The sequence below is a fragment of the Actinotalea sp. C106 genome, assembly GCF_023630195.1.
Lineage (GTDB): Bacteria > Actinomycetota > Actinomycetes > Actinomycetales > Cellulomonadaceae > Actinotalea.
The window spans coordinates 1-511 of record NZ_JALPKN010000657.1 but is presented as its reverse complement, the minus strand read 5'-3'; the positions used below and the strand labels follow the sequence as shown (position 1 = coordinate 511).

The window sequence follows — 511 nt, the reverse complement described above, 5'->3', positions numbered from 1 at the left end:
GGTCGAGGACCCCGCCTCGGTCACGGGCGGGTCGAGCGTGACCGCCCTGCTCGAGCTGGGCACCCCCACGCGCCTGCCCTCGGGCTTCGCCGACCCGACGGCGGCCGCCCCGCTCTCGGTGCTGGTCCGGCGCTTCGAGCGCCCGCCGACGGTGCAGCTCTCGGCCGGGGTCCTCGTCGTCGCGGGGGAGGGGGACGCCGCGCTGCGGACCGCGACCCAGATGGCTCACCGTGCGGGTCTGCCCACCCACGAGATCCTGCTCGCCGGGGAGATCGAGGCGGTGCCCGGCCACGGCCGCCGTCTGCAGACCCTCTCGGCGGTCGAGCGCGTACGGGCCCGCCTCCCCGAGGACGCCCTGACCGTCATCGCTCTGGGGGTCCCGACCGACCGCAGCCGGTGGGGCGAGTCCGCTGCGATGCTCGAGGCCCTCGCGCCGGACCAGGCCTGGGCCGCCCTGGACGCCCGGTCCAAGCCGGCCGACCTGCGGCGCTGGCTGCGGTCGGTCGGGCTG

The 511-nt window shown here is 77.9% G+C and carries 1 protein-coding gene; it reads left to right on the top strand.

The genetic code is table 11. From position 1 onward, the window contains the following. Nucleotides 1–37: 37 nt before the first annotated feature. Nucleotides 38–511: hypothetical protein (locus L0B03_RS19040; RefSeq protein WP_250448688.1), on the top strand; the 474-nt coding region annotated here is incomplete at its 3' end.